The following is a 21,944-nucleotide window of genomic DNA, read 5'->3' on the forward strand; positions in this document are numbered from 1 at the left end:
ATGGGTGCAACCCTCGCAGTGCTCGTTTCGTGCGCGGCGCCGCCGATGGTCATGGCGGAAGAGCACGGTCAGGAAGCCGTGGAAGACCTGGAGAAGGCGGCGCAGGACAGCGCAAAGGGTTCCACGTCGAAAGCGGCCAAGGAGCTGAATGAGGCGGAGAAGCATCTCATCAAGGAAAACAAGGCGCATCCTTACGCCGAACCCATGAAGCAGATCAGCGGCGACGCTCCGAAAGCGGAAGCCGACCGCAAGGCTTTCCGGGAGCTGAAGAAAGCCGAGAAGGATGCGAAAAAGAAAGTCGCGGGCGATGCGGCCGACGAAGCGAAAAAAGCCTTGTCGGACATCAAGGAAAAGGAAAAAGCGCCTTGATCTTGATTCGATGCCGGGCCGGGTCGGGATGACCCGGCACAGAGTTCCCGCCTCTTTCCAAGCTGGCGGCGAAGGAGCGGTTTTCCGGTTGCGTCATGATGTCGTTTGTCGCGGACTCTTTCCCGTCGGCAGGCAGGCGCCCTTACTCCTCGCCGATTGCCATTTTCAGGTCGGCATAGGCATACGCCCGGTTGGCCTGAGCTTGGTAGTAATCCAGTATCGTGTTGCGGTAATCGCGCTGCGCCTGGATCAGATCGATGATATCAGTGCTTCCATTGGTGTATGCGATCTCGGCTGAGTCTCGGATGTGCTTTGCCTTTTGCAGCACTTCGGTTTCGAAGCGTTTGACGATGGTGTTTGCCGAAATCCAGGCGGCGAACGCGGTACTTACTTCGGAATGTACCGCGACTTCCGTCTGCCTGACGCGTAATTCGGCATCGTTCGATCGTATGCCGGCCTGGGCTATCTCGCCTTCCTGTCTGTAAAACAACGGCAAGGGAACGCTGATTCCTAGTGTGGCTCCATTCTGTACAAAATTGCCCAGGTCATGCGCGAAGCCGGCCGTGATCCTGACGTCGGGGATACGCTGTGCCTTGGCCAGATCGATACCCTGTTTTGCCTGTGCATACCGCGTCCTGGCGGCCAGCAGGTCGGGGCGGCGCTCCATGGCGAAGCCGACCGCCGATACGGCATCTTTCAAATCGTCGAAGGCCTTCCCGTCGGGCCATTGGTCCTTCACGCTTAGGTGTGCGGTTTCTTCCGGCCATGCCAAAAACACCGCCAGTTGCGATCGCGCCGAAACAACCTGGGCGGTGGTTTTGTCTATGTCCGATTGCGATTTTAGTGCTTCGATCTTGATTCGGGTGAGGTCCCGTTCCGAGATGTCACCCACATCGAAACGCTTCTGTTGCACCTCTACCAGGCGTTGGACGTGGCGGCTTTGTTCCTGTGTGGCTTCCATCGTTTCTTGCGCTAACAGCAGGTCATAGTAGGCCCTGCGCACTGCCTGGGTCAGTGTGCGGATTGCATCGCGCAGATCGCTTTCCGCCGCTTGTTCGCCCAACAGGCTGTTTTCCATCCTTAATCTACGTTTTCCGGCAGTCTCAATGAGCTGGGAGACCGAGACGTAGATGACCGGCCCGTTGGAGGCAATGGGGTAATTCGGCGCCAGTTCCTGCGAATAGAGATTCAGCTCGGGGTTCGGTATGGCGGCGGCAATCAGCTTTTGTGCCTGTGCCGTTTCCAGCCCGAATTCTGCAGAGATCAGAGAGAGATTGCGGGCATAGAACAGACCGATGACCTGCTCTTCGCTCAAAGGCTCTCCAGCGGCCCAGGATGCCGGAAGCCATAGGCAAAAGCACACAAGAAGCCAAAAGCGAGCCAAGCCCGTTTCATACGATGTGTAGTCGTCGCGGCTGATAGACATTTGGGTCATCGGGTGAGGCGAGTTTCCTTATCGAGGGCAAGAAACACAGTCAATGATTCGCCAAGGTGCATGGGTCGTGCAGCTCTTGGGGTTGCCCGTTCACTTGAGCGTGGGGGCGACAGACGGACTGGAGCAAATAGGAAGCCATGTTGAATATCATGATATAAATCAGTGAAATAAATATTGCATGATGCGATTGGTCCGCTGGGATAGGGTGAAATGCACCATGAACGACCCTACCCGACGGAGGCCGGTCGTCCCTTCGGTCTACGCTGGGCTGCTGCCAGCGCAGCGGCAGTTCCCGGCCGTGAGTGCGTTGGCCGATAGCCGTGCAGTAATGGAAGGTTATAATTCCCCTGGTCTGACCGGTGGAATCCAGACCGGGCAGACGCCCAAGACCCCAAGCGGCCTTATCCGGTCCACAATAATTAAATTTGGAGGAGGTTCCATGCCGTTTAAGTTCGATCTCAACACGTTTATCGGTCATCCGCTCCTGACCAGTCTGCTGGTCGCCGACATCGGCATACTGATGTTCATGCCGCTGGTCCGTCCCCCCGTCGTGCTCAACATACTCTTCGTCGGCGGGCTGATTTATCTGTCGATGTATTTCGGAGCAAAGCTGGTGACGAGGGAGTGATACGCCCCCGGTGAAACCTGTCAGATCCGCTGCGGGCTCCGGGGACCGCAGCGTTCCAGTGCGCGGCGCGGCGGTGTTTCGCCGCTTCGCCGCGTTTCTTTACGATGTCTTCATGGTAGCCGGGGTGCTGTTCGCGGCTACGGCGCTGCTGCTGCCTTTCAACGCGGGTGAGGCTTTCGGTCCTGGCCAGCCGGTTTATTCGGCGCTTATGGCGGTGGTCATTTTCCTTTACTTCGGCTGGTTTTGGGTGCATGGCGGACAGACCCCCGGCATGCGCGCCTGGCGCATCCGTCTGTGTCCGGAAGGCCGTGAATCGCTTCGCTGGTCCCAGGCCGCGATCCGGTTGCTGGTCGGCGTCCTCACACTGGGCCTCGGGACCTTGTGGGCATGGTTCGATGCACGGCGCCGGAGTTTGCAGGACATCGTGTCCCGTACGACGATCCTGCGGACGGACTGACCCCGTCTACGGCCTTCGCCTGAAGGCGATCAAGGCGGCGAGGAGAACGACCAGGGGAGGCGTCACCATCGTCAGTGGGGCATTCAGTTCGTAGACGAGTCCCAGATGGGACGCCATTCGGTTGGTCAGATAGAAGCCGAGGCCGATCGTGACTCCGACCACGATCCGCTGTCCGCTGCTGACATCGCGGCGAACGTTGAGCACGAAGGGAACGGCCAGCAGCAACATGGCGAGGGTGATGAACGGGTTGACCAGGCGCCCCCAGAACGCCTGCTCCACGGCCAGCGATTTCTGCGCATTTTCTGTCTGATAGGCCATGTACTTGGCGAGATCCTGCGCCGACAGATTTTCCGGCCGGACGATGAACACCTCGAGCATGTCGGGAGACAGCACCGAGGACCAATCCTCCTGCGCCTTGTGTTCCGCGACGGCGGCGTTCCCCGCGGAATCGAAGCGGGTGACGCCGATGTCCTTGAGTTTCCAGACGCCGCGGTCGAAACCGGCGCGCGCTGCATGCATCGCCAGGACAGGCTTGCCATCGGGGGAGATTTCGAAGATGTGGATGTCGCCCAGTTGTTCCTGGTTTTGAATCTCCCGAATGTTGACATAGACGTCGCCATCGCGGATCCACACCCCGTATTTGGTCTGGGACGCGACCTGCTGTCTGGTCGCGGTGGCTTTGAGCATCTGGGCGGCCCGTTCCGCCGGCGGAATGATGTATTCGCTGATGACCACCGAAACCAGGGAGATCACGATGCCGGCCCGCAGGACCGCCCAGACGATGCGGCCCCGCGAAACCCCGGCGGCCTGCATGGCGACCAGTTCATGGTTGTTGGCCATGTTGCCCAGAACCACCAGCCCGCCGATCAGCGCGCCCGAGGGGATGAGTTCGTACAAGCTGTGAGGGGAGGTGAGCGTCAGATAGAGAAAGATGCTGCCGAGCCCGTAATTTCCCTCGCCCAGGTCGCGGAGCTCGTCGGCGAAGGTGAAGAAGTTGAGCAAGGCGAGCAGGACCAGGGCGGCGAAGGTTGCTCCCTTGACGACTTCGCGCCCGATGTACCGGTTCAGGGTATTCATCCGCGCCCCAGAACCGTATCGCGCACCCAGCGCCAGCCGGCATTTCGGGCCAGCAGCAGGGCGGTGGCGAGCAGCATCGCGGCATAGATGCCGCCGTAGCTCAATCCCAGTGACAACTTGCCGGTGGCGAGCAGGCCCTGGGAGATTTTCTGCAGGTTCTCGTAGACGATGTAGATCAGGAAGGCGCCGATCAGGTTGCCCCACACGCCGCCGCGCGGCGATGTCCTTGCAATCGGAACGGCCAGGAGAGTCAGGGCGAGGGTGCCCAGCGGTACCGCCAGCCGACGCTGGAGTTCGGCGAGTTCGCGCGGCCGCCCTGAAATCCACAAATGCAGGCTGTTCGCGGCTTCGCGCTTGAGCGCCGCCTGGTTGCCTTCGGGCGGGTTGATTCGCACGCCATAGGCCTGAAATTCGCTGAGCACGAAATCGGGGCGTCCGGGCACGCCCTGGTAGCGGCGGCCATTGTTCAAAACGACGAAATGATCGCCCGCATCATTGATTTCCATATGGCCGCTCTCGGCGATGACGATGCCGGTTTCGTCGCCGCGGCGGCTTTGCGCAAAAACCTTGCTCATGGTCTTGTCGGTGTTCAGCTCCTCGGCGTACAGCACCACGTCGCCCTGGCTGAATTCGTTGAACCGGCCGGCTTTGATGCCGCGCACGTCGGCGCCTTTCTCGTCCTGGCTGATGAGTTCCTGGCTCAGCCTTTCGGACCACGGCATGGCTTGCAGGGAGAGGAACGCCCCCAGCAGGCAGACCGGTCCGGCGAACAGCAGGATGGAGCGATAGATCCGCATCGGTCCTATGCCCGCGCAGGCGAACACCGTCATCTCGTTGTCCCGGTACATGCGTCCGAGCACCATCAGCACGCTGAGAAACATGGATGCCGGCAACAGTGCGGCGAGGGTGACGACGACCTTGAGGCCCAGCAGAGTGAAGATCGTTTCGGTGGCGACTTCGCCTTCGATGGCCCGCGCCAGGATGGCCAGGAATTTACGGCTGACGACGATGGCGACCAGAACGAACAGCACCGCGAGCAGCGTTTTGGCCAATTCGCCCGCGATCAGACGGTCGATCGTCGGGAGTCCGAAGGGGCGGCGTGCTTTTCTGGGTTCAAAAGGCTGCGGATTCATACTAACCTAACGGCTTTCCCGGCGGCTGGGCTGCGTGTGGACGTGGCGGTGCCGGGCGATTCAAAGCAGGCGGATGATAGCATGGAGTATTCGACAAGAACTGATGCGCTGGAACGGCTTTCGACCGATTGTCTGATCGTCGGAGTGTTCCAGAAGCGCAAGCTCGCGCCCTCGGCGGAAGCGCTGGATGCGATGCTCGACGGGCTGCTGGCCAAGCTGCTCAAGCGCGACGACGTGGAAGGCAAGACCGGCGACACCTTGCTGGTCAACCACCTGCCGGGCGGTCGGATCGACCGGGTGCTGCTGGTGGGCCTGGGAAAGCGCGAGGAGCTGAACGTGGCCGGCTACCGCAAGAGCCTGGCGGCGGCGTTCAAGGTGCTTAAGGAATCCGGCGCCAAGCATGCCGTGTCGGCCTTGCACGAGGTCGAGGTCGGCCAACGCGGGGTGGACTGGAAGGTCCGCCAGGCCGTCGAGCTGCTGGAAAGCGCGCTCTACCGCTTCCAGGAAATGAAGGGGGATACTTCCGAAGATCACCCGCCGCGCCTCTCGAGACTGCAATTCCTGACGGCATCCGAGACGGATCGGGCCCTGGCCGAGACCGGAATCCGCGAAGGGCAAGCCATTGCCCACGGCATGACCCTGGCCCGCAACCTGGGCAATCTTCCGGGCAATGTCTGCACGCCCGCCTACCTGGCGGAGCAGGCGCAGGCCATCGGCAAGGAGCACAAGAAGCTCAAGGTTTCGGTGCTGGAAGAGAGCGATATGGAGGAGCTCGGGATGGGCGCCCTGCTGTCGGTGGCGCGCGGCAGCCGCCAGCCGGCCAAGCTGATCGTCATGGAATACCGCGGCGCCGGCGGCAAGGCCAAGCCCTACGTGCTGGTCGGCAAGGGCCTGACTTTCGACGCCGGCGGCATTTCCTTGAAACCCGCCGCCAACATGGACGAGATGAAGTACGACATGTGCGGCGGCGCCAGCGTCATCGGTACGATCCAGGCGGTGGCGGAACTCGGGCTGCCGTTGAACGTGGTCGGGCTGGTGCCGGCTTCGGAGAACCTGCCGGACGGCAACGCCAACAAGCCCGGAGACATCGTCAAGAGTATGGCCGGCATCACCATCGAGATTCTCAACACCGATGCGGAGGGTCGCCTCATCCTGTGCGATGCGCTGACCTATGCCAAGCGCTTCGATCCGGTGGCGGTGATCGACGTGGCGACCTTGACCGGGGCCTGCATCGTGGCGCTGGGACGTCATCCCAGCGGCCTCATGGGCAACGACGACTTACTGTGCGAGCAGCTGACCCGCGCCGGCGACGCCACCTGGGATAGGGTCTGGCGCATGCCGATCTGGGACGATTACCAGGAACAGCTCAAGTCCAATTTTGGCGATATCGCCAACATCGGCGGGCCGGACGGCGGCAGCATCACCGCCGCCTGCTTCCTGTCACGGTTCGCCAAGGACTTCAAATGGGCGCATCTCGACATCGCGGGGACCGCCTGGAAGACCGGGGCGGACAAGGGGGCCACCGGCCGTCCGGTGCCGCTTCTGGTGCAATACCTCATCGACCGGGCGGCATGACCGGCGTCGAATTCTATCTGCTGCCGGGCAACGAAAGCGTCTTTCCCTATGCCTGCCGGCTGACCGAGAAGGCTTACCGGCAAGGGCACAAGGTATTCCTTCTGACGGATACGGACGAGGAGGCGGCGAGGCTGGATGAACTGCTGTGGACCTTCCGCCAGGGCAGCTTCGTCCCGCACTGCGCGGTGACCGGAAACACGGATGCCGGCCCCTGTCCGGTGGCAGTGGGCCGGGCGCCGCCCGCCGGCTTCGACGACGTGATGATCAATCTGGGTTCCTCTGTGCCGGAGGCGTTCCGCCGGTTCCGGCGCGTGATCGAGCTGGTCGAGCCGGACGATGCGGCGCGGGCACGCCGGCGCGAGCATTTCCGTCATTACCGCAGCCAGGGGCTGAATCCCGCCATGGTCGACCTCGAATCCACCGCATGATCGCCCCGGCGGGTTCGTTATCATTGACATATTATAATCGCTGGAAAACGCCGGCTTCGGAGCCGGCCGGTTTCGCTCATCTTTCTTGAAATCCATGGACAAAGTCTACGAACCCCACGCCATCGAGCAGCGCTGGTATCAGCTCTGGGAGGAATCCGGCTTCTTCGCCCCGGCGGGCGAGGGTGCACCGTACTGCATCATGATTCCGCCGCCCAACGTCACCGGCAGCCTGCACATGGGGCACGCCTTCCAGGACACGGTGATGGACCTCCTGATCCGCTACCACCGCATGAAGGGCTACCGCACCCTTTGGCAGGCCGGCACCGACCATGCCGGCATCGCCACCCAGATGGTGGTGGAGCGCCAGCTCGCCGCCCAGGGGCAGACCCGCCACGATCTGGGCCGCGAGGCGTTCATCGACCGGGTTTGGCAATGGAAGGAGACCTCCGGCGGCACCATCACCCGCCAGCTCCGCCGCTTGGGAGCCTCGCTGGACTGGTCGCGCGAGCGCTTCACCATGGACGAAGGTCTGTCGCAGGCCGTGCGCGAAGTGTTCGTGAGGCTGTACGAGGAGGGACTGATCTACCGCGGCAAGCGCCTGGTGAACTGGGACCCGGTGCTGCACACCGCGGTGTCCGATCTGGAGGTTGTCTCCGAGGAAGAGCAGGGTCATCTCTGGCACATGCGCTACCCGCTGGCCGACGGCAGCGGCCATCTCGTGGTGGCGACCACCCGTCCGGAAACCCTGCTCGGCGACACCGCCGTCGCAGTGCACCCGGAGGACGAGCGTTACCGCCACCTGATCGGCCAGTCGATCCGGCTGCCCCTCACCGGCCGCGAGATTCCGGTGATCGGCGACGACTACGTCGACCCCGGATTCGGTTCCGGCTGCGTCAAGATCACCCCCGCCCACGATTTCAACGACTACGCCATCGGCGTGCGCCACGCGCTGCCGATGATCAGCGTGTTCGACAAGAGCGCGGCGATCCTGCCGCTGGCGGACATCCCCGCCAAGTACCACGGCCTCGACCGCTATGAGGCCCGCGACCTGATCGTGCACGATCTCGACGAACTCGGCTTGATCGAGAAAATCGACGAGCACCGGCTGATGGTGCCGCGCGGCGACCGCACCGGCGTGGTGGTCGAGCCGTTCCTGACCGACCAGTGGTTCGTCAAGGCGGGGCCCCTGGCCGGGCCGGCGATCAAGGCGGTGGAGGAGGGGCGTATCCGCTTCGTGCCGGAGAACTGGAGCAACACCTATTACCAGTGGATGTACAACATCCAGGACTGGTGCATCAGCCGGCAGATCTGGTGGGGACACCGCATCCCGGCCTGGTACGACGGCGAGGGCCAAGTCTACGTCGGCCGCTCCGAGGGCGAAGTCCGGGCCAGGCATGGCCTCGCTGAGTCCGTCGTGCTGCGTCAGGACGAAGACGTGTTGGACACTTGGTTCTCCTCCGCCTTGTGGCCGTTCTCCACCCTGGGCTGGCCCGAGCGCACGCCGGAGCTCGATACCTTCTATCCCACCAGCGTGCTGGTCACCGGCTTCGACATCATCTTCTTCTGGGTGGCCAGGATGATCATGATGGGCTTGAAGTTCATGGGCGACGTGCCGTTCCGGGAAGTCTACATCCACGGCCTGGTGCGCGATGCCGAAGGCCAGAAGATGTCCAAATCGAAGGGCAACGTGCTGGACCCGATCGATCTGATCGACGGCATCGCCCTGGAGGATCTGGTCGCGAAACGGACCCAGGGGCTGATGCAGCCTCAGATGGCGGCGCGGATCGAGAAGCGCACCCGCCGGGACTTCCCCGAGGGCATCCCCTCCTACGGCACCGACGCGCTGCGCTTCACCTTCGCGTCGCTGGCCTCCACCGGCCGCGACATCCGCTTCGACCTGAAGCGGGTCGAGGGCTACCGCAACTTCTGCAACAAGCTGTGGAACGCGGCGCGCTACGTGCTGATGAATACCGAAGGGCAGGATTGCGGCCTGGGCGGCGGCGCCTGCAGCTACAGCCTGCCGGACCGCTGGATACGCAGCCGCTTCCAGGCGGCCGTCGGCGCCGTGACGGAGGCGGTGGGGCAGTACAGGTTCGACTTGGCAGCGCAGGCCATCTACGAGTTCGTCTGGAACGAGTACTGCGACTGGTACCTGGAGCTGGCCAAGGTCGTGCTCCAGTCCGGTGACGAGGCCGCGGGCCGCGGCACCCGCCAGACCCTGGTGGGCGTGCTGGAGGCCCTGCTGCGCCTGGCGCATCCGTTCATGCCGTTCATCACCGAGGAAATCTGGGCGCGGGTGGCACCGCTGACGGGCGCGTTCGCGCCCACCATCATGCAGCGGGACTATCCGGAAGCGGACCCGGCCCAGGCTGATCCCGAGGCCGAGCGCGAAATGGCCTGGGTGATGGAAGTGATCCTGGGGGTGCGGCGCATCCGGGCGGACATGAACCTCGCCCCGGCCAAGCCGCTGCCGGTGCTGCTGAGCAACGGTACCGAGCTGGACCGCGCCTGGTCGGCGCGCTCGACCCTGCTCATCGAGAAACTGGCACGGCTGGAGAGCCTGAATTGGCTGGAGCCGGGGCAGGCCGAGCCGGAATCGGCGATCGCCCTGGTGGGGGACCTGCGCGTCCTCATTCCGATGCGCGGCCTGATCGACAAGGATGCCGAACTGGTGCGGCTGGACAAGGAAATCCAGAGGCTGGGCAAGGAGCTGCCGAGGCTGGAGGCGAAGCTCGGCGACGAAAGCTTCCTGGGCAAAGCCCCGCCACAGGTGGTCGAAAAGGAGAGGGCTCGCCTGGCCGATCTGCGGGCCGGCCTCGCTTCCCTCATGACCCAGAAACAACGCATTCAGGCTCTGTGATGCGCCCGCATCCTTCATGGCGGAGCGGGTTCGGGGGGGCGGCCTGAGCATGGCTGCGGTTCCCGGCGTCCAGCAGCTGAGCGGTCTGGCGAAGAGCCTGGTCAAGGCCGAGATGCTTTCCGAAGCGGATGCCCAGGCCTATTTCGAGGATGCGCGCCGGAAGAAGACCCCTTTCGTCAGTTATCTGGTCTCCAACAAGATCCTCGACAGCCTTAAGATTGCTCAGGTCGCCCACCAGGAGTTCGGGCTGCCGCTGCTCGACCTGGACGCGGTCGCTTTCGAGATTCCGCCGACCCAGTGGGTCAGCGAAAAGCTGATACGCCACCACCACATCCTTCCGTTGATGCGGCGCGGCAACCATCTGTTCGTCGCGGTGTCGGATCCGACCAATTTTCTGGGGCTGGACGAAATCACCTTCCAGACCCGCCTCGTCACCGATTGCATCCTGGTCGAAGAGGACAAACTCTCCCGCTGCATCGAAGCAGTGCTGGATGCGGCAGATACCAGCCTCAAGCAGTTGCTCGAGGAGGACCTGGACAGTCTCCAGATCACCGCCGGAGACGACGATGGCCCGCACGCCGATCCGGAAATTTCCGGCATCGACGACGCGCCGATCGTGCGTTTCGTCAACCGCCTCCTGCTGGATGCGGTGAGAAAAGGGGCTTCGGACATTCATATCGAACCCTACGAAAAATTCCTGCGCATCCGGTTCCGGCACGACGGCATCCTGCACGAAGTGGCGAACCCTCCCGCGGCGCTGGGAGTCAAGATCTGCGCCCGCATCAAGGTGATGTCGCGCATGGACATCGCAGAACACCGGATCCCCCAGGATGGCCGCATCAAGATGACGTTGTCGCGTTCCCGCGCCATCGATTTCCGTGTCAATACCTGCCCGACACTGTTCGGGGAAAAGATCGTGCTGCGTATCCTCGATCCGGGTTCGGCCCAGATCGGCGTCGAAATGCTGGGATTCGAACCGGAGCAGCGGGACAATTTCCTGCGCGCCCTGGAAAAGCCCTACGGCATGATCCTCGTCACCGGTCCCACCGGCAGCGGCAAGACCGTCACTCTGTACACCGGCCTGAACCTGCTCAATCGTGTCGAAGCCAACATTTCCACCGTGGAGGACCCGGTCGAAATCACGGTTCCGGGGATCAACCAGGTCAACGTCAACTACAAGACCGGCCTCACTTTCGCCGAGGCGCTGCGCGCGTTTCTGCGCCAGGACCCCGACATCATCATGGTGGGCGAGATCCGCGACCTGGAGACCGCCGAGATCGCCGTCAAGGCGGCCCAGACCGGCCATCTGGTCCTCTCGACCCTGCACACCAACGATGCCCCGCAGACCTTGAACCGCCTGATGCAGATGGGTATCCCGGCCTTCAACATCGCCTCCTCGGTCATCTTGATCATGGCGCAGCGGCTGGCCAGGCGGCTTTGTCCGCATTGCAAGCGGGAGGAAAAGGTGCCGCCCGAAGTCCTGCTCGCATCCGGCTTCCGCGAGGGCGATATCGGCAGGTTCACGCTCTATGGACCAGCCGGCTGCGAGCAGTGCGTGAAGGGCTACAAAGGCCGCGTCGGCATCTACCAGGTCATGCCGATTTCCGAGGAAATCAACCGTATCATCCTGGAAGGCGGAAATGTGATGACCCTGACCGAGCAGGCGCACGCGGAGGGTATCGCGGACCTGAGGGAGTCCGGGCTGAAGAAGGTCAAGGCAGGCGTCACCAGCCTTGAGGAAATCGACCGCGTGACGAGGGATTGAGCCGGTGGCGAGCCAGGAAACGGCGTTGTTCGTCTGGGAGGGACTGGACCGCAATGGCAGCCGGACCAAGGGAGAAGTCAGCGCCCGCTCGGAGATCACTGCGAGGGCGGAGCTGAGGCGGCAGGGCATCCGCGTCGTCAAGATCAAGAAGAAGCCCAAACCCCTGTTCGGCGGTCCGCGCAAGAAAATCACGTCGAAGCACATCGCCGTGTTCAGCCGCCAGTTGGCGACCATGCTGTCGGCGGGGGTGCCCTTGGTGCAGGCTTTCGAAATCGTGGGCCGCGGCCATGACAACCCGGCCATGCAGGACCTCCTGCTGGGCATCAAGGCCGACGTCGAGAGCGGCACGACCCTGGCGGACGCCCTGTCGAAACACCCGGTCCATTTCGACGAGTTGTTCTGCAACCTGGTGCGGGCCGGCGAGCAGGCCGGCGTGCTGGAAACCCTGTTGCACAAGGTGGCCGATTACAAGGAAAAGACCGAGTCCCTCAAGGGCAAGATCAAGAAGGCACTCACCTATCCGATCGCGGTCGTCGTCGTTGCGGTGATCGTGACCACGATCCTGCTCATGTTCGTGGTGCCGACCTTCGAAGACCTGTTCAAGAGCTTCGGTGCCGATCTGCCTGCCTTCACCCAGCTGGTGATCGATCTTTCGCGCTGGCTGCGGGACTGGTGGTACGTCGTCTTCGGAAGCGCCGCGGTTTCGGCGACCGCCTTCATCAAGGCCAGGCAGCGATCGCCTGCGTTCAACCATTTGCTGGACCGGATGGCCCTCGCGGTGCCGGTGGTCGGGGCCATTCTGCACAAAGCCGCCGTCGCCCGCTTCGCCCGGACCCTGTCCACGATGTCCGCCGCCGGCGTGCCCCTGGTCGAGGCATTGCAATCGGTGGCCGGAGCGACCGGAAACATCATTTACGGCGAGGCGGTCATGCGCATGCGCGAAGACGTAGCCATCGGCCAGCAGCTCCAGATGTCGATGCGCCAGGCCAATCTGTTCCCCAACATGGTGATGCAGATGGTGGCGATCGGGGAGGAGTCGGGATCGCTCGACAGCATGCTGTCGAAAGTCGCCGATTTCTACGAGGAAGAAGTGGACAATGCCGTAGACTCGTTGAGTAGCCTGCTGGAGCCTTTGATCATGGTGGTCCTCGGGGTATTGGTGGGCGGGCTCGTGATCGCGATGTATCTGCCGATTTTCAAACTGGGTTCCGTCGTCTGAAGGTGTCATCTTGACCGACTCGACATTGTTGCCGGAGGGACCGGCTCTGATCGCCATCTGCGGCCTGTTCGGACTGATCATCGGCAGTTTTCTCAACGTGGTCATCCATCGCCTGCCACAGATGATGCAGCGGGCCTGGCGCAGGGAATGCCGGGAATTCCTGGAACCCGGCGCCGAGCTACCGTCCGGGGGAGCCGACTACAACCTCTGGAGGCCGGGGTCGCAGTGTCCGCATTGCGGAGCGCCGGTCCGGTTCTGGCAGAACGTGCCGGTAGTGAGCTTTTTGTGGCTTCGTGGCCGCTGTGCCGCCTGCGGCGCGGCGATCTCCCGGCGTTATCCGCTGGTCGAACTGCTGACCGGAGTGCTGTTCGCGATGGTGGCCTGGCATTTCGGCGCATCCTGGCAAACCTTGGCTGCCTTGAGCCTGACTGCCGGCCTGATCGCTTTGGCCTTCATCGACCTCGACCATCTGGTGCTGCCGGACGATATCACGCTTCCCCTCCTCTGGCTCGGCCTGCTCCTGAATGCCCAGAGCCTCTTCTGCAGCCTGGAGACGGCGCTGTACGGGACGGTCGCCGGTTATCTCGTCCTATGGACCCTACATCACGGTTTTCTGCTGCTGACCGGAAGGGAGGGGATGGGCTTCGGCGATTTCAAGCTGCTCGCCATGCTGGGTGCCTGGCTGGGCTGGCCGATGCTGCCGATGATCATTCTGTTTTCATCGATCTCCGGCGCGGTGATCGGTTCGATTGCGCTGGCGGCCGGAGGGAAGGACGGGCGTACGCCGATTCCGTTCGGCCCGTTTCTGGCGGCGGGAGGCTGGATCGCCCTGCTGTGGGGGCCCGCGCTCAACGACGCCTACTGGCGCTGGGCCGCGCCGGGAGGCTAGCGCAAGGATGCTTGTAGTCGGTTTGACGGGCGGCATCGGCGCCGGAAAATCCACGGTGGCCGGCTTGTTCGCCGCGCGCGGGGTCGAGGTGTTCGATGCGGACGAGGTGGCGCACCGCCTGCTCGAGCCGGGGCAGCCGGCTCTCAAGACCGTCGTCCGGGCATTCGGTGCCGATATTCTCGGCGGCGACGGCCATCTGGACCGGGCGGCCCTGAGGCGCCGGGTATTCGCCGAGCCGAAATCCCGCAAGCGCCTGGAAGGGATTCTGCATCCTCTGGTCTATGCCGAGCTCGCGCGCCTCGTGCTCGGCGCGGCCGGCAGCTACTGCCTGCTGTGCATCCCCTTGCTGCTGGAAACCGGCCGGCGGAAGTTCGTCGACCGCGTCCTGGTGGTGGATTGCCCGGAGACGTTGCAGATCGAACGGGTGGTTCGGCGCAGCGGGCTCCGGCCCGAGGAGGTGCGCGCCATCATGGCTGCCCAGGTGTCCCGCAGCGAAAGGCTGGCGGCGGCGGACGACGTCATCGTCAATACCGCCGACCCGGCCTGCCTGGAGTCGGAGGTGGATGCGCTGCACCGGCGCTATTGCGCACTCGCCGCGGCTTGACTAATCGGGGCCAAAGTTGACAATGACGCCGTCGACCGATGGCTCGGTCCGATGATCTTCCGGGTTCACCCCGTATCCCCCAATTCGACCGGTTTCCCGAACTTGAAGAATCAAATCGTTTATGAGTTTCCGTTGAACGAGCGGATGCGCTTGTTTCTGCGCCTGGAGCAACTGTTTCGCCAGGCCAGGCATTTCGCCCAGGGTGGTTCGGTCTGGGACTGTCGGGCGGTCGTCGCGACGCTGAACGAGATCGTCGCGCTGCTCAGCCGGAACGACATCAAGTCCGAGATGCTCAAGGAGATCGACCGGCTCGGCGGAGCTTTGGGCAAGATGCAGGGTAACCAGCACATCGACCAGGAGGCATTGGCCTCGGTCCTGAGCCAACTCGATTCCGCCGGGCAGCGCCTCTACGGTCACAGCGGACGGATCGGCTTCCAGGTGATGGAGAACGAGCTGTTCAAGTCGGTTGCGCAGCGGACGGCAATCCCCGGCGGCACGTGTTCCTTCGACCTGCCCGCCTACCATTTCTGGCTGGAGCGGGACGCGGAGCGGAGGCGGGGCGAGGCTACCGAATGGCTGGACAGCTTCCGTCCGGTCCAGGACGGGATCGGGCTCATCCTCGGCCTGCTCCGGGATAGTGCCGTGGGTATCTGGGAAACCGCCCATGGCGGATTCTTCCAGAAGAATCTGGATCATGCCGCAGCGGTGCTACTGCTGCGCGTTGCCGTGCCGATCGAATTGCCCTATTTCGCGGAGATCAGCGGCGGTAAGCACCGCTTCACCGTGCGGTTCCTGACCGGCCAGCCGAACGAGCGTCCTGCCCAGTGCAGCGAGGACGTGCCTTTCCAATTGACTTCCTGTCTGCTCTGAGCCGTCCGCCGATGTCGCGCGTCTATACCATCGTGCGCTGTCCTCACTGCGGCAAGCCGGTGCCCTGGACCGAGGCGCAGAAGTTCAAACCGTTTTGCAGCGACCGCTGCCGGTTGATCGATCTGGGCAGCTGGGCCAACGAGGACTACGCCATTCCAGGAGAATCGGTGGACAGTCGGGAACTCCCCGACGATCGAGACGGCGGGGCGAACTCCCCCGAGCGTTGACCGCCCAGGATCTATCGCCCGTTGGCGGACATTTCTTCCCGTTCCGCCCGGCCACGGTACCAGGCCAGTTTTTCCCGCAACGTCACCACCTCGCCGATGATGACGAGGGTGGGGGCCTTGACATTCGAATCCGCCACCCTGGCGGGCAGGGTCTCCAAGGTGGCGGACACGACCCGTTGTTCGCTCGTCGTGCCTTGCTGGATCAGGGCTGCCGGCCGTGACGGCGGCGCGCCGTGGCGGATCAGTTCAGCGCAGATCTGCGGCAGTCCCTGCAGGCCCATGTAAACCACCACGGTCTGGCGGGGCCGCGCGAGCTGCGGCCAGTCGATTCCTTGCAGGCTGCCATCCTTCAGGTGGCCGGCGACGAACAGGCAGGCGTGGGCATGGTCGCGGTGGGTGAGGGGGATGCCGGCATAGGCGGCGCAACCCGATGCGGCCGTGATCCCCGGCACGACCTGGAACGGGATATGGCGTGCCATCAGGGTTTCGATCTCCTCGCCGCCCCGTCCGAAAATGAACGGATCGCCGCCCTTGAGGCGGACCACGCGGTGGCCTTCGGAGGCCAGATTCCCCAGCAGCTCGTTGATATCGTCCTGAGGAATGCTATGGCGGCTGCGTTCCTTGCCCGCATAGATGCGCCGGGCGTCCCGCCGTACCAGAGCCAGGATCTCGGGCGAGACCAAGCGGTCGTAAACGACGACGTCGGCCTCCTGAATCAGCCGCAAGGCGCGTAGCGTCAGCAGGTCCGGATCGCCCGGCCCCGCGCCGACCAGTGCGACCGATCCCAGCGAAGGTCCGCCTTGCGTCGCGGCGGCTTCGGCTTCCTCCAGCAGCCGCATCTCGGCTTCTTCCGCGCGCCCCTGCAACGCCAGTTCCGCAGCCGGCCCTTGCAGCCCCTGCTCCCAGAAGTGCCGGCGAGCGCGGGCGTCGGGAATCGCTCGCTTGACGCGGTCCCGCAGCCCCCCGGCGATCCGGGCCAGCGTGCCGAAGCCGGACGGAATGCAGGCTTCGATTCGGGTCCGCAGCAGCCGGCCCAGCACCGGCGACGCGCCTCCGGTGGATACCGCGATCACCACCGGCGAGCGATCGACGATGGCCGGAAAGATGAAGTCGCACAGCGCCGGGCAGTCGACCACGTTGACCGGAATGCCAAGCCTCCGCCCGGTGGCTGCGACCTCCTCGTTCACCTCGCGATCGTCGGTCGCCGCGATGACCAGCCGAAAACCGTCGGCATCGTCCGCGTCGAAGGTTTTCGTGCGCAGCCGGATGCGACCGCGTTCGGCCAGTTCGGCGATGGCCGCGTCGGCGGAAGGCGCGATCACGGTGACCGCTGCGCCCGCTTCGAGCAACAGGCCGAGCTTGCGACCGGCGACCTCCCCGCCTCCCACGACCAGGCAGGGGGCGTCACGAAGCTTGAGGAATATCGGCAGGTAATCCATGGGGCTGGCTTTTGTTAAAATGCGGACATGTGCAATGGAGTCAGAGCATGATCGTCGTAGACCAGGAGCTGGATACCAGCGGGCTGATGTGCCCGCTGCCGCTGCTGCGCCTGAAAAAAACCCTGCAGCTCATGGGCAGCGGCCAGATCGTGCGGGTGCGGGCGACCGATCCCGCGTCAGTCCTGGATTTCGGAGTCTACCTCGAACAGGCGGGCCACGATCTCGTCGAATATGCCGAAGAAACCGGCACGCACTTCTTCCTGATCCGGAAAGGCTGAAGAGAACTCAGGCGGCTCGCAGGCTGATGACCGGCCAGCCCCGCTCCTCGGCCATGCGGCGCAGGGTGGGGTCGGGGTCCACCGCCACCGGATGGGCGACCCGCGAGAGCAAGGGAATGTCGTTGTGCGAATCGCTGTAGAACCAAGTGTCGGCCAGATCGTAGCCATCGTTGTCCCTCAGCCATGCCGACAGCCGGTGAACCTTGCCTTCGTGGAACGAGGGAATGCCCTCGACCTGCCCGGTATAGCGGCCTTCGCGGAACTCGGGCTCGGTGGCGATGAGGTTGTCGATGCCGTAGAGCCGCACGATGGGCTCGGTCACGAAACGGTTGGTGGCGGTGATGACCAGCAGTGTGTGGCCCGCCGAGCGGTGCTGTTCGACCAGGTCCCGGGCTGCGGTCTGCACGATCGGCAGGATTTTTTCTTCGACGAACGACTCACGCCAGCGAAACAGTTGCTCGGGTTCGTTTTCCGCCAGCGGGCGCAGAGCGAACGCCAGGAATGCGCCGATATCCAGCGTGCCGTTTTTGTATTCTTCGTAGAACCTGGCATTGGCCGCTTCATAGGCCGCGGGATCGACGATGCCCTTGTCCGCTAGGAAGCGCCCCCAGAGGTAGTCGCTGTCGCCGGCCAGCAACGTATTGTCGAGGTCGAATATTGCCAGAGTCACGGGTTTCCTTTACATTCCAAATACATTAACGGGATTTCGCATCGGTGTACTGCTAACAGCCGTCGAGGCTTTCGCGCAGGGCTCTTGAGCCGGTGCGGAGTGGGGTCGGCGGCGAGCGAAACGACGCTAAGTCACTTGTGACCGGAAACAGTATACCAGTTGGAGACAATGGGCGGATTAGCGGGAGATATGATCGATGCCGAGGGCTATCGCCTGAATGTCGGCATCATCCTCAGCAACGACGAGGGCCGGGTGTTCTGGGCGCGGCGGGCGGGCATGCGTTCATGGCAGTTTCCTCAGGGCGGCATCAAGGTCGATGAGGATCCGGATGCCGCGATGTTCCGGGAGCTCTACGAAGAGGTCGGGCTGGAGCGCCAATACGTCGAGATCATCGCTCGCACCAAGGGCTGGCTGCGCTACCAGCTTCCGGAGCGCTTCATCCGCCGTCGCTCCTCTCCTCTGTGCATCGGCCAGAAACAGATATGGTACATCCTGCGCCTCACCGGTGCCGAGGCCAACATCCGGTTGGACTGTTCCGAGCGCCCGGAGTTCGACCGCTGGTGCTGGGTCGATTACTGGCATCCCTTGAGCGACGTCGTCTACTTCAAACGGGAAGTCTACCGTCAGGCCTTGGGCGAACTGCAGCGGGCGTTGCAGGCGGGCGCTCAGGCGCTGGCCGACGCCGGTGGAGGGGGCGTCGGTACCGGGACGCGGCAGATTCCTGTTGCGACCGACCCGTCCTGCCCCAGTTCGAGCCAGCGGTAGCCCGGCTGCTCCTCATCCAGCGCGAAGGTCCGGTTGGCAGGCTTGAACTGGATGCAGGTGGACGGCGTGCCGAATACCCGCTTTCCTTCGATTTCGAAGTCCGACACCTGGTGGGTATGGCCGTGCAGGATGGCTTTTACCTGCGGGTGCCGGGCCAGCACGGCGAAGAATTCACCGGCATTGTCCAGGATCATCGTGTCCATCCACGCGCTGCCGCAGGGGACGGGATGGTGGTGCAGGGCGATCAGGGTGTGGAGCGTTGGATGGTCGCTCAGCGTCCGTTCCAGCAGGTCGAGCTGTTCCCCGGCCAAGGAGCCGCCGGCACAACCCGGCAGGGTGCTGTCCAGGCAGACGATCAGCCAGCCGCCCAGGCGGATCGCAGTTGCGCGCAGCAGCGGCGTTTCGTCCAGAATCCTCCGCGCGAGCGCGGGTTGGTCGTGATTTCCCGGTAGCCAGTAGCAAGGCGCCCGCAGTCCGGCGCAAAGCTCGGCCAGCCTCCGGTAGCTTTGCGGCACCGGGTCCTGCGCCAAGTCGCCGGTGAACAGGATCAGGTCGAAGCGGTCCCGGTTCGCATGCTCGATGACCGCGCGTAGCGTGGCCGCGCTGTCGGCGCCGTAAAACCGCGCTTCCGGGTCGGCCAGGATGTGCGAGTCGGTGAGGTGGAGGAGGCGCAGCGTTCCTGAATTCGGCATGGGCGTTCAGCTTTTCCTGGGAATTTCGGTTGGCCTGATCGTCTTGATCAGCACCTGGGAATTGCGTTCGGGGCTGTAAGTCGTCCGCCGCTCCCCAGGCAGGTCGGCGGGTGAGGCGGGTTCGAATCCTCTTTCACGGAACCATTGCATGGCCTGGGTGGTCAGCACGAAGAGCCGCGCCAGGCCGAGCTTGCGCGCGCGCTGCTCGACGAATTCCAGCAACTTCTCGCCGCGGCGCTCGCCACGGTAGTCAGGATGCAGGGCCAGACAGGCGAATTCGCCCAGGTTATCGGCCGGAAATTCGTGCAAAGCGGCGCAGCCCACGATCAGGCCATCGCGCTCGATGACGACGTAATCCTCGATCTCGGTTTCCAGCCGCTCGCGCGACCGGTTTACCAAGGCACCGGTCTCCTCGAGCGGACGGATCAGGTCCAGGATGCCGACCACGTCGTTGATCCGGGCCGGGCGCAGCTCCTCGAACGGATTGGCGCTGACCAGGGTCCCGACGCCGTCACGGGTGAACAGTTCCAGCAGCAGGGCACCGTCGATGTGGCGATCGAGCAGATGGGCGCGGGTCACGCCGGAGCGGCATGCCTTGACGGCGGCGGCCAGATGCGCGGCCACGCCGGGCTCCAGCGAACCGGCCCGTTCCAGCAGACGCTCGGCTTCTTCCAGCGTCATCTGGTGGATCATCCGGCCCTCCGGGACGACGGCGCAGGCTTGTTCCATCAGCAGCAAAAGCTTGTCGGCTCCCAGCGCGCCGGCCACCGCGGTCGCGACTTCCTCGGCGCTGAGGTTGAAGATTTCCCCGGTGGGCGAATAGCCGAGCGGGGACACCAGGACGACACTGCCTTCATCCAGCAGACGCCGCATCGCACCGGCATCGACCCTGCGCACGTCGCCGGTATAGCCGAAATCCACGCCCTCGCGTACACCCAAGGGCTTGGCTACCACGAAATTGCCCGAGGCAACCCTGATCCGCGCTCCGGCCATGGGCGAATTGGCCGCCCCCATCGACAGCAGTGCCTCGATCTCCACCCGCACCGCACCGGCGGCTTCCTGGACGCATTCCAGCGCGGCCGCGTCGGTGATCCGCAGCCCTTGGTGATAGCGCAAATCGGCACCTCGGCTCCGCAGGCGCCGCTCGACCTGGGGGCGGGTGCCGTGCACCAGCACCAGCTTGACGCCTACGCTGTGGAGCAGGGCGAAGTCGTGAACCAGCTCGGCGAACCGCCCATCGGTGAGGGCTTCCCCGCCGAAACTGACGACGAAGGTGCGGTTCCTGTGGGCGTGGATATAGGGGGCGGCGCCACGAAACCAGCGTACGAAGGTCGGGGGGGCGATGCCGGCGTTCATTCGGTGTCGTCCGACGTCAATGCGACCGCCCCGGCGCGATGCAATACCGCTCGATCAAGCCGCGCAGGATCCGCGTCGCCGGTTCGACATGATCCAGCGGCAGGTACTCGTCGGGCTGGTGAGCCTGTTCGATATGGCCGGCACCCAGGATCACGGTTTCCACGCCGAGCCGGGACAGGAAAGGGGCTTCGGTGCCGAAGGAAACCGCGCCAGCCGTGGCGTGGCTCAAATGCTCGCAGCAGCGTACCAGTCCGGCGTCGGCCTTCGTTTCGAAGGCAGGAACACCGCCGAACAGGGATTCCACCGAAAGCCTGAGCCCCGGCGAGGTGGCCAGTGCCTGACCGAGCCGCCGGTTCAACAGACCGCGCAGTTCCTCCATGTCCATGCCGGGCAGGGGCCGTAGATCGATGCTCAGCTCGCAATGGCCACAGATACGGTTGGGGTTGTCGCCGCCGTGGATGGCGCCCAGGTTCAGGGTCGGCACCGGCACGGCGAAGGCCGGGTTGCGGTAGCGCTCTTGCAGTTCGTCACGGATCGTCAACAGTTCGGAAATCACCCGGTGCATGCCCTCGATGGCGTTCGCGCCCAGCGCGGGATCACTGGCATGCCCGGCCTGACCCTGGATGCGGATCGACTCCATCATGACGCCCTTGTGCGTGCGGACGGGCTTGAGGCCGGTAGGCTCCCCGATCACGCAGCATCGGGCCGGGGCGAGCTGCTCGGGCAGGAGCGCCTTGGCGCCGGCCATGGAGCTCTCTTCGTCCGCCGTGGCGATCAGCAGCAGGGGTCTCCGCAGGGCGGTTGGATCGATTTCGCCCGCAGCGGTCAGAGCCAGGGCGAAGAAGGATTTCATGTCGGCGCTGCCGAGCCCGTAGAGCCGCCCGTCCTTCTCGATTGCCGTGAACGGGTCGCTATGCCAGCGGTCCGGATCGCAAGGTACCGTGTCGGTGTGGCCGGAAAGCGCCAGTCCGTCGCCGCCCCCGGTAGGACCGAGGGTGGCGATGAGGTTGGCCTTGCCGTGGTCCAGCGGCTGGATTTCGACCCGGCATCCGAGCGCTTCGGCCCATTCCGCCAGCAGCTCGATCACCGCCCGGTTGGACTGGTCGAAGCGCGGATCGGTGCAACTGACCGAGGGCCGGGCGATGAGCGCCCGGATCATCTCGAGGGTCGTCGGTAGGCGCCGGACCATGGGTTGATTCCGATGTGAG

The 21,944-nt window shown here is 63.9% G+C and carries 22 protein-coding genes; 14 read left to right on the forward strand and 8 right to left on the reverse strand.

Annotated features, from left to right (window positions below):
• The gene (smbP, locus tag GNH96_RS07965; RefSeq protein WP_228720073.1) at positions 1-369 is read left to right on the forward strand and encodes a small metal-binding protein SmbP; all 369 of its coding nucleotides are present in this window, start codon (positions 1-3) and stop codon (positions 367-369) included.
• Positions 370-511: 142 nt separating this feature from the next.
• Here smbP and GNH96_RS07970 read toward each other — a convergent pair whose 3' ends face one another.
• Positions 512-1,684 (reverse strand): TolC family protein, encoded by a 1,173-nt coding sequence (locus GNH96_RS07970; protein ID WP_228720074.1) that lies wholly within the window; start codon positions 1,682-1,684, stop codon positions 512-514.
• Between the two features lie 559 nt (positions 1,685-2,243).
• Here GNH96_RS07970 and GNH96_RS07975 point away from each other — a divergent pair.
• Positions 2,244-2,432, forward strand: a complete 189-nt coding sequence (locus GNH96_RS07975; RefSeq protein ID WP_169603192.1) for a hypothetical protein — start codon at positions 2,244-2,246, stop codon at positions 2,430-2,432.
• A gap of 10 nt (positions 2,433-2,442) precedes the next feature.
• The gene (locus GNH96_RS07980; RefSeq protein WP_169603193.1) at positions 2,443-2,889 is read left to right on the forward strand and encodes an RDD family protein; all 447 of its coding nucleotides are present in this window, start codon (positions 2,443-2,445) and stop codon (positions 2,887-2,889) included.
• Between the two features lie 6 nt (positions 2,890-2,895).
• Here GNH96_RS07980 and lptG read toward each other — a convergent pair whose 3' ends face one another.
• Together lptG and lptF are read right to left on the reverse strand one after the other, a co-directional pair.
• Positions 2,896-3,966: an LPS export ABC transporter permease LptG gene (gene lptG, locus GNH96_RS07985; RefSeq protein WP_169603194.1), complete on the reverse strand. Its 1,071-nt coding sequence runs from the start codon at positions 3,964-3,966 to the stop codon at positions 2,896-2,898.
• Entirely contained in the window at positions 3,963-5,099 is a 1,137-nt protein-coding gene (gene lptF / locus GNH96_RS07990) for an LPS export ABC transporter permease LptF (protein ID WP_169603195.1), read from the reverse strand. Before lptF ends, lptG begins: the two co-directional genes overlap by 4 nt.
• An 81-nt stretch (positions 5,100-5,180) precedes the next feature.
• Here lptF and GNH96_RS07995 point away from each other — a divergent pair, with 81 nt between their 5' ends.
• The 9 genes from GNH96_RS07995 (at position 5,181) to yacG (ending at position 15,536) form a co-directional block, all read left to right on the forward strand.
• Positions 5,181-6,674 carry a leucyl aminopeptidase gene (locus tag GNH96_RS07995; protein WP_169603196.1) on the forward strand — a complete coding sequence of 498 codons (1,494 nt, stop codon included), beginning with the start codon at positions 5,181-5,183 and terminating at the stop codon, positions 6,672-6,674.
• On the forward strand, positions 6,671-7,102 hold the full coding sequence (locus GNH96_RS08000) for a DNA polymerase III subunit chi (RefSeq protein WP_169603197.1): 432 nt from the start codon (positions 6,671-6,673) through the stop codon (positions 7,100-7,102). Before GNH96_RS07995 ends, GNH96_RS08000 begins: the two co-directional genes overlap by 4 nt.
• Before the next feature lie 94 nt (positions 7,103-7,196).
• Positions 7,197-9,962: a valine--tRNA ligase gene (locus GNH96_RS08005; protein WP_169603198.1), complete on the forward strand. Its 2,766-nt coding sequence runs from the start codon at positions 7,197-7,199 to the stop codon at positions 9,960-9,962.
• A 49-nt stretch (positions 9,963-10,011) separates the two neighbouring features.
• Complete coding sequence (pilB, locus tag GNH96_RS08010) at positions 10,012-11,727, forward strand: type IV-A pilus assembly ATPase PilB (protein ID WP_169603199.1); 1,716 nt, start codon at positions 10,012-10,014, stop codon at positions 11,725-11,727.
• 4 nt (positions 11,728-11,731) lie between these two features.
• Complete coding sequence (locus GNH96_RS08015) at positions 11,732-12,946, forward strand: type II secretion system F family protein (RefSeq protein ID WP_169603200.1); 1,215 nt, start codon at positions 11,732-11,734, stop codon at positions 12,944-12,946.
• 10 nt (positions 12,947-12,956) lie between these two features.
• On the forward strand, positions 12,957-13,835 hold the full coding sequence (locus tag GNH96_RS08020; protein WP_169603201.1) for a prepilin peptidase: 879 nt from the start codon (positions 12,957-12,959) through the stop codon (positions 13,833-13,835).
• A 7-nt stretch (positions 13,836-13,842) separates the two neighbouring features.
• Positions 13,843-14,439, forward strand: a complete 597-nt coding sequence (gene coaE / locus GNH96_RS08025) for a dephospho-CoA kinase (RefSeq protein WP_169603202.1) — start codon at positions 13,843-13,845, stop codon at positions 14,437-14,439.
• A 102-nt stretch (positions 14,440-14,541) separates the two neighbouring features.
• The gene (zapD, locus tag GNH96_RS08030; protein WP_169603203.1) at positions 14,542-15,309 is read left to right on the forward strand and encodes a cell division protein ZapD; all 768 of its coding nucleotides are present in this window, start codon (positions 14,542-14,544) and stop codon (positions 15,307-15,309) included.
• A gap of 11 nt (positions 15,310-15,320) precedes the next feature.
• Entirely contained in the window at positions 15,321-15,536 is a 216-nt protein-coding gene (gene yacG / locus GNH96_RS08035) for a DNA gyrase inhibitor YacG (protein ID WP_169603204.1), read from the forward strand.
• A gap of 11 nt (positions 15,537-15,547) precedes the next feature.
• Here yacG and cysG read toward each other — a convergent pair whose 3' ends face one another.
• Positions 15,548-16,975 (reverse strand): siroheme synthase CysG, encoded by a 1,428-nt coding sequence (cysG, locus tag GNH96_RS08040; protein WP_169603205.1) that lies wholly within the window; start codon positions 16,973-16,975, stop codon positions 15,548-15,550.
• A 47-nt stretch (positions 16,976-17,022) separates the two neighbouring features.
• Between cysG and GNH96_RS08045 the strand changes: the two genes are divergently transcribed.
• A complete protein-coding gene (locus GNH96_RS08045; protein WP_169603206.1) occupies positions 17,023-17,253 on the forward strand; it encodes a sulfurtransferase TusA family protein in 231 nt (76 codons plus the stop codon).
• 7 nt (positions 17,254-17,260) lie between these two features.
• Here the strand turns inward: GNH96_RS08045 and GNH96_RS08050 are convergent, their stop codons facing one another.
• Positions 17,261-17,923 (reverse strand): histidinol-phosphatase, encoded by a 663-nt coding sequence (locus GNH96_RS08050; RefSeq protein WP_169603207.1) that lies wholly within the window; start codon positions 17,921-17,923, stop codon positions 17,261-17,263.
• Positions 17,924-18,112: 189 nt separating this feature from the next.
• Here GNH96_RS08050 and GNH96_RS08055 point away from each other — a divergent pair, with 189 nt between their 5' ends.
• Positions 18,113-18,688: an RNA pyrophosphohydrolase gene (locus tag GNH96_RS08055; RefSeq protein WP_169603208.1), complete on the forward strand. Its 576-nt coding sequence runs from the start codon at positions 18,113-18,115 to the stop codon at positions 18,686-18,688.
• On the opposite strand, the gene cpdA is transcribed toward GNH96_RS08055, so the two are convergent.
• The 3 genes from cpdA to argE are packed head-to-tail and all read right to left on the reverse strand — an operon-like array spanning position 18,589 to position 21,925.
• A complete protein-coding gene (cpdA, locus tag GNH96_RS08060) occupies positions 18,589-19,380 on the reverse strand; it encodes a 3',5'-cyclic-AMP phosphodiesterase (protein ID WP_169603209.1) in 792 nt (263 codons plus the stop codon). The genes GNH96_RS08055 and cpdA overlap by 100 nt on opposite strands.
• 6 nt (positions 19,381-19,386) lie before the next feature.
• Positions 19,387-20,736 (reverse strand): amino-acid N-acetyltransferase, encoded by a 1,350-nt coding sequence (gene argA, locus GNH96_RS08065; protein WP_169603210.1) that lies wholly within the window; start codon positions 20,734-20,736, stop codon positions 19,387-19,389.
• Positions 20,737-20,752: 16 nt separating this feature from the next.
• Positions 20,753-21,925: an acetylornithine deacetylase gene (gene argE, locus GNH96_RS08070; protein WP_169603211.1), complete on the reverse strand. Its 1,173-nt coding sequence runs from the start codon at positions 21,923-21,925 to the stop codon at positions 20,753-20,755.
• Positions 21,926-21,944: the final 19 nt, after the last annotated feature.

Origin of the sequence: Methylococcus geothermalis, from assembly GCF_012769535.1 — a bacterium.
In the GTDB taxonomy this organism is placed as follows: domain Bacteria; phylum Pseudomonadota; class Gammaproteobacteria; order Methylococcales; family Methylococcaceae; genus Methylococcus; species Methylococcus geothermalis.